The sequence below is a fragment of the Leucobacter sp. M11 genome (genome assembly GCF_035726885.1).
Taxonomy (GTDB): domain Bacteria; phylum Actinomycetota; class Actinomycetes; order Actinomycetales; family Microbacteriaceae; genus JAPFRB01.
This window is the reverse complement of sequence record NZ_JAPFRB010000002.1, coordinates 337,565-344,643: the sequence shown is the minus strand read 5'-3', so window position 1 is coordinate 344,643 and position 7,079 is coordinate 337,565. Positions and strand designations below refer to the sequence as shown.

The window sequence follows — 7,079 nt, the reverse complement described above, 5'->3', positions numbered from 1 at the left end:
AGGCGACGTTCCGGGTATCCCGCGGCGAGATCCGCTCGGACGTCAACTTTGGCTTCGCGAGGGATCTCCCCGGGGTGACGCTGAGCCAGACGATCACGGCCCCGGAGACCATCGAGCCCGGCCAGGATGCCAGCTTCTCCTTTGAGGTGACCAACACCGGCCCCGTCGCGCTGCGTGAAGTCGTGCTGACCGCAGATCTCGCCGATATCGGACCCATCGAATTCGGTTCCTGGCCCGACGATGCTGCTCCGGGTGAACTCGGCGTTGGGGAGAGCGTGTCGGCCACGGCCAACCGCTCCCTCACCCAGGCCGATATTGACAGGCTCCGGCTCGCGAACGAGGGGACCGTGACCGCGGTGACCGCGCTCGGGGTTCCGGCCACCGCGAGTGATCCAGCGGAACTCATCCTGCACGGCATCTCCGGAATTGAGCTGGAGAAGGCGGTGCTCCCGGCCACCACTGCGGCGGCACCGGGAATCGGTGACTCGGTTGAATTGACCTATACGGTGCACAATGCGGGAAACCAGACCCTGAACGGGGTGACGGTTGAGGACCCGCTTCCCGGGCTCAGCGCCATCGAGATTTCCGAGTGGCCGGCTGACAACGGGGTCCTCCTCCCCGGCCAGCGGGTGACGGGAACCGCGAGTGTGACGGTGACGCAGGAGCATCTCGACACCGGACGGGTGCACAGCACGGCAACCGTGACGGGCACCGATCCCCGGGCGAAGCACATCTCCGACTCTGCGGAAGCGGGCCTGCCGCTTTCGTCGGAGGCCGGTCTCACCCTGGTCAAAACCGGGAGCGTCGGTCCGGACCTCCGCTCCGCGGGAGTCCCGGTGACCTACTCCTTTACCGTGACCAACACGGGAGCTCGAAGTCTCACAGGGGTGGGCATCGAAGACTCGATGCCCGGGTTGAGTGCGATTGAGATGCACTGGCCAGCCACCGGGGCTCCGGGGACCCTTGCCCCCGGAGAACGTGCCACCGCCACCGCCACCGTCACGCTGACGCAGACAGACCTCGATCGCGGGGTGATCCGGAATGCGGCGACGGTGACCGGAGTGCTCGCAAACGGAGAAACAGTGACCGCTGAGGACAGCACCGTCCGATACCTGAGCGCGGGGACCCCGCAGCTCGAGGGCGACGCGGACCGGGCGGCTGAGCGGCCGGGACGGTTGCCGATCACGGGCGGCTCACTCACCGCGATCGCCGTGCTCGCCCTGGCCCTCCTCGCCGCCGGTGCGGTCCTGCGTCGAGCCCGGACCGAACCCAAGGAATGACCGTCAGCGTTGCCGGCGGGGACCACACGTGGGAACCCGCCGGCAACACTGACCGATCGCGGTTACCTCTCGGCGTCGGTGAAGGCGACCTTCGGGACCAGGAAGAGCGAGATCGCGGCCAGGAGCGCGCCGCCCGCACAGATCGACCACACCGTGAGGTAGCCGGTCAGGCTCGCGTGCGTGCTGCCGCCGCCCGCCGCGTCGCCCAGGCCGACGACGAGGACAATCGCGAACACCGTGCTGGCGATCGAGCCCCCGATCGTTTTGGTCGTGTTCGTCATGGCAGTCGCCACGCCCGTCTGCTCCGCCGGGGCTGCCGCAGCCGCGGCCGCGGGCAGCGCCCCCATGAGGATGCCCGAGCCGATGCCCGCGACACACATGTTCGTGAACACCTGCGGCACCGTGTTGTGGAACGGCAGGAACAGGGCGTAGCCGATCGTGACGAGGAACGCGGCCACGATGAGCGCCCGCCGCGGGGAGAGCGTTCGGGACAGCCACGGGAACACGAGCGCGCCCGCGATCATCGAGATCAGATAGACCCCGATCAGGATGGACCGGCTCCCGGCGCTCAGCCCCAGGCCGAAGCCCGCCTCCGCGGGATCGGTGCCCGCGAAGGTGCTGAGCGGGGCCTGCGCGCCGAGCAGGCTGATCCCGATCAGCATCGCGGTGAGCATGACGGGCCACATCTGCGGGCTCGCGAGCACGCGGACGTCCACGGCGGGGTCGTCCTGCCGGAGCTCCCAGCGCACAAAGGGAACAAACAGCACGAGCCCCGCGATCATGAGCGCCCACACCCACCAGGTGCCCGCCCCGTTGAACTTGAGGAGCGTGAGCCCGCCGGTCACGAGCAACAGCGCCGTCGAGAGCAGCAGGAAGCCCACGCCGTCGAGCGTGCGCCCGCCCGGCGGCGTGTGCTTCGGCACCCCGAACAGCACCGCGAAGAACGCGAGCGACACGAACACCGCGGGCACGATCAGGGTGGGGACCATCGCGGCCCCCGGGTCCGCGTCGCCGCCAAAGAGGCCGAAGAGCTGCCCCGCGCCCACCGCGCCCAGGATGGCCCCGGACTCGAGGCCCACGATCAGGAACGCGGCGGCCCGACGCGTCTCGGCGGCGGCGCGCCCCGTCTGGCGGCCACGCATAAAGATGATGGCGATCTCGAGCGGCAGCCACACCGTGTACACGCCCTGCAGCGTCCACGCGATGAGGAAGGTCACCGGGTTCTCCGAGAACGCGAGCGCCCAGGTCGCCGTCGCGGCGACCACGGTCGACAGCAGCAGGATCCGGCGATGCCCGTACATGTCGCCGAGCTTCGCGAGAATCGGCACCACGAGCGCCGCGAGGAGCAGCTGCGTGCCCTCGAAAATATTAAAGTCCGCGTCGTTCCCGAGACCCAGGTGCGTCACCAGATCGCTGATCAGCGGTACGTAATAGCCCTGGATAATGCCGGACACGATCTCCACAAAAAAGAGGAAGCCGATTAGCCCAAAGGCGAGCTTCGGGGCAGCGCTCGCGCCCGAGCGCCCCGAGGAGCCCCCCGCGCTCGCCGCCGTGCTCGATCCCGGGGTGGCAGCGGCCCCCGTCCCGCTCCGTTGCTGGGTCATGGGTGCATCGTAGCGAACTTCGCGCCCGGCAACGCGCGACCACGCGCGACACCCCGGCCAGTCGCTACGCTGGGAACATGAGCATCTTCCTCGTGGGCGGCGGAACCGTCCCAGCAGCCGAATCCGAGTTCCTGGCCGAGGTGCGCCTCGTCGCCGAGGAGCGCGCCGAGCTCGCCGGGGCCGACCGCGACAGCGTCACCCCCGTCCTCTGGGCCATCGGCGCGAGCGGCAAGACCGAGGCCGCCCAGGCCGGGCTCCTCAGCCGCGCCACCGCCGCGGGCATCCGCGTCGTCGACGCCTCCGCCGCCGAAGTCGCCACCGGAACCGTGCACGGGGTGCTCCTCGGCGCGCCCACCCGCGCCGCGGCGCTCGACGCCACCCACGCCGACGCCGAGCGCATCCGCGAGCTCGTCGGCGGCGGCGCGCCCTACTTCGGCCTCGGCGCCGGAGCGACCATCGCGGGCGACGTCTGCATCGCCTCCGGCGGGGAGATCGGCGGCGTCCCCGTCGGCCCCGCGGGCACCACGGGCGAGGTCAACGCCAGCGCCGGGCTCGGGCTCGTCGACCTCTGCCTCGAAGCCGACCCCATCGCCTCCGGCACCCTGCCCCGGCTCATCGCCGTGACCGAGGCCGGGATGGTCCCGCAGTCCCTCGCCATCGACGCGGCCACCGCGCTCATCATCGGGCCGGGAGCGCTCCGCGTCACCGGCTCGGGCAGCGTCTGGCAGGTCAGCGCCGCAGAGCGCGGCGTCACGGTCGCCACCATCGCCGCCGACGAGGGCTAAGGGCGCTCGACACCCGTCCCCCGACCAGAACCGAAGGACCACCGTGCCGCTCTCGCTCACCGCGCTCGCCGCCCAGGGGCGCATCGCTCCCGACTGGGCCGAGGCGCTCGCCCCGGTCGCGACGGAGATCGCCGAGATCGGCGGGTTCCTGGATGCGGAGCGAGCCGCGGGGCGGGACTGGCTCCCCGCCGAAGCGGACGTGTTCCGGGCCTTTGCCGCGCCGCTCGCGGACGTCCGGGTGCTCATCGTCGGCCAGGACCCGTATCCCACCCCGGGGCACCCCATCGGGGTCGCCTTCGGCTGCGACCGCGAGGTGCGGCCCCTGCCGCGGAGCCTCGGCAACATCTCTCGCGAGCTCGTCGACGACCTCGGGGTCGCGCCGCTCAGCCACGGCGACCTCTCCGCCTGGTCCGCGCGCGGGGTGCTCCTGCTGAACCGGGTGCTCACGGTGCGCTCTGGCGCGGCCGGATCGCACGCGGGGATCGGCTGGGAACGGGTGACCGACCGGGCGATCGCCGCGCTCGTGGCGCGGGGCGGGCCCCTCGTCTCGATCCTCTGGGGGAAGCAGGCCGAGCAGCTCGCCCCCGCCCTCGCGGGCACCGCGGTGCTCACGAGCGCGCACCCCTCGCCGCTGTCCGCACGGCGGGGGTTCTTCGGCTCGCGGCCGTTCAGCCGGACGAACGAACTCCTGCTCGCCCAGGGCGCGACGCCCCTCGACTGGTCGGTGCCCGCGGACGCGCCGGGGGAGCTGCCGGGGCTCTGGTGAGCCTCGCCGCCGCGCGCTGAGCGAGCAGCTGGGAGCCCCCTGGGCGGTGAGGGCGCAACAGTGCTGCTGGATCACGATTGGCTGAACCCGCTGGGAATTGTCCGCACTGACTCGACCTTGCTGCCCCGGCGCTCTAGTCTCGACGCAGGCGGCTCGCTGTTGCGCGCTGCCGAGCTGGGGACGGACCGGGGCCACGTGCGCCCCGCTGAACCAAGGGACGCTCGATGAGTATTGCTCGAATCCATGACCCGACTCGGCGACAGCCCGAGAGGGGGCGCCTCAGGACGAACTCCCGGGTCCTCGAGGCTTGCCTCCCCGCCGTGAACGCGGAGCACCTCCTTGAGCAAATCACGTTGCCCCGGACGGTCCAGATCCAGGCATGATCTGCTTCGGCACTGGGACCGCGTCAGCCCGCAGGATGATGTTTGGCGCTTCGTGTCGGCACTCGAGTATGACCCGGCACCACCGGGCGATAACAATTCGGCTGAGATTTTCTCTGCCGTCTGAAAAACCCCTGATGGGAGGGAATCATGACCCGGCTGAGCGCTAGCATGAATCCAGCAGAGCCGCATCGTGGCCCCGGGCGTGCCGGACAGCTCGGATTGTTTCCCCCCGCAATTCCCTCCGGAATCACCCCCGCACGATCCTTCCGCTACAGAAAGCGAGCGCAGTATGTCTCATAAATTTCCCGGCCTTGCCATCGTTCTCATTGGGGCGCTGGCGCTCGTCGCATGCTCGAGCGACGACAGCACAGAAGCGGCACCCAAGGTGGGTCCCCTCGAGGAATACCTGCAGCCGCTCGGAGACACCATCGATCAGGACGCCCTCCAGCGCGCCTTTAACAAGCAGGAAGACCTCGTGGCCGTCTGTATGACCGAGCAGGGCTTCGAGTACACCCCAAATGCCGGGGCCGGGATGTCGATCTCCCTCGAAGAGGACGACGCAGAGCAGGAAGGGCCGGCCTGGGGCAGTCTCGAATTCGCGAAGGAATTCGGCTACGGCATCGTCAGTTCCCCGCGGACCCCGGACACCGAGAACAGCACCGCGCCCCCCACGGACCCCAATGCGGAATACCTCGAATCGCTCAGCGAGAACCAGCGCGAAGCCTTCAACCTGGCGTTGAATGGGGAAGACCAGATGCCTGAGGACGGCAACTTTGATGATTGGGAGTACGACCTGGAGCGGGCGGGATGTGTCGGGGCCGCGCAGTTGGAGGTTCAACAGGACCCGGCTTTTGCGCTCTTTAACAGCCCGGAGATGGAGGCCTTGCAGGAATCGCAGGCGCAGCTGTACCAGGACGTGGAGAGTGCTCCCGACACCCTGGCGGCCGTCGAAGACTGGTCCAGCTGTATGGCCGATGCCGGGTACCCAAACCTCAGCGTACGCAGCGATTCCCAGCAGCAGCTCTCTGATCGATACACGGAGTTGAACGCTCCCAACGGCGAGGGCAACAGCCCGAAGGAACTCAGCAAAGAAGAGAAGCAGCAGTTCCAGGACGAGGAGATCGAAATGGCTACCGCTGACTACACCTGCGCAGACGAGGTCGACTTCGACAAGCGCCAACAGAAAGTGCAGTTCGAATTGGAGCAGACCTACGTCGAGGAACACAAAGCTGAACTTGACGCGTTACTCGCCAAGGTTGCCGCCGAGAAGAAGTAAGGCCGCGCCTCCGAGGGCTCATGGAAACATAGCTCTCCCATAGACTCACCCCGTACTGTCCCTCCAGACAGGGACAGCAACACATCCGCACCACACCGAACCGCCACCCATGATGAACAGAACCACACCCCGTGGCCCAGCCACCCGGATAAAGCGAGAACGAATGACTCTCAAAACCACAGGAATATTTGCAGCCATGCTCACCGGGGCTCTGCTGCTGACAGGATGCTCCGGAGGCTCGGGAGACGCGAAGCCCGAAGAACTGGAGGAGGGGCCGCTCTCGAAGGCGCTCAGTTCCCTCTACGAGGAGCAGGATCAGGAGTTCTACGACGAACAGCAGAAGCGCGAGCAGGACCTGGTCGCCGTCTGCATGACGGAGCAGGGCTTTGAGTACCAGCCGGACACGAACTCCGGAGGGGTCATCGTGAGCACGGAGGTCGAGGAGGACGACGGGCCAACCTGGGGCACCGTCGAATTCGCCAAGGAGTACGGCTACGGCATCATCGACTCGCCCTGGCAGCAGGAGGGCCCCCAAGAAGAAAAGCCGTACGAGGACCCGAACGGCGAGTACGTGAACTCCCTCAGCGAAAGCGAGCAGACCGCCTACTACGAGGCCCTGAACGGCCCCAGCGACCAGTTCCCGGAGGAAGGCAGCGAGGAGGAGTGGGTCTACGACTGGACCAAGGCGGGTTGCTACGGCGCCGCTCAGCACGAGGTCGGGGGCGAGCAGGTCTGGGACAGCCCCGAGATGGCGGCGCTCCAAGAGTCGATGGATCAGCTCTACATCGATATGGAGGAGCACCCGGACGTGATTGCGGTGCGGGACGAATGGATCACCTGCATGACCGAGGCCGGCTTCCCCGGGTACACGGAACGTTACGAACCGCAGAACGCGCTGTATGAGGAGCAGAACGAGCTCTACATGCCCGACGGGGAGTCGGGCGAGGGGAAGGAACCCTCAGCGGCGGAGAAGAAGAAGTTCCAG

The 7,079-nt window shown here is 68.2% G+C and carries 6 protein-coding genes; 5 read left to right on the top strand and 1 reads right to left on the bottom strand.

Annotated elements, in window-relative coordinates; all coding sequences use genetic code 11:
• On the top strand, positions 1–1,280 hold a 1,280-nt coding region (locus OOT08_RS05905), incomplete at its 5' end, for a DUF7507 domain-containing protein (protein WP_442916186.1).
• Between the two features lie 62 nt (positions 1,281–1,342).
• On the opposite strand, the gene OOT08_RS05900 is transcribed toward OOT08_RS05905, so the two are convergent.
• The gene (locus tag OOT08_RS05900; protein ID WP_325091656.1) at positions 1,343–2,884 is read right to left on the bottom strand and encodes an MFS transporter; all 1,542 of its coding nucleotides are present in this window, start codon (positions 2,882–2,884) and stop codon (positions 1,343–1,345) included.
• Positions 2,885–2,961: 77 nt separating this feature from the next.
• Between OOT08_RS05900 and OOT08_RS05895 the strand changes: the two genes are divergently transcribed.
• From OOT08_RS05895 to OOT08_RS05880, 4 genes are all read left to right on the top strand, one after another.
• Complete coding sequence (locus OOT08_RS05895) at positions 2,962–3,669, top strand: hypothetical protein (protein WP_325091655.1); 708 nt, start codon at positions 2,962–2,964, stop codon at positions 3,667–3,669.
• A 43-nt stretch (positions 3,670–3,712) separates the two neighbouring features.
• Complete coding sequence (locus tag OOT08_RS05890) at positions 3,713–4,435, top strand: uracil-DNA glycosylase (RefSeq protein WP_325091653.1); 723 nt, start codon at positions 3,713–3,715, stop codon at positions 4,433–4,435.
• Positions 4,436–5,107: 672 nt separating this feature from the next.
• Positions 5,108–6,094: a hypothetical protein gene (locus OOT08_RS05885; protein WP_325091652.1), complete on the top strand. Its 987-nt coding sequence runs from the start codon at positions 5,108–5,110 to the stop codon at positions 6,092–6,094.
• A 163-nt stretch (positions 6,095–6,257) separates the two neighbouring features.
• On the top strand, positions 6,258–7,079 hold an 822-nt coding region (locus tag OOT08_RS05880; protein ID WP_325091651.1), incomplete at its 3' end, for a hypothetical protein.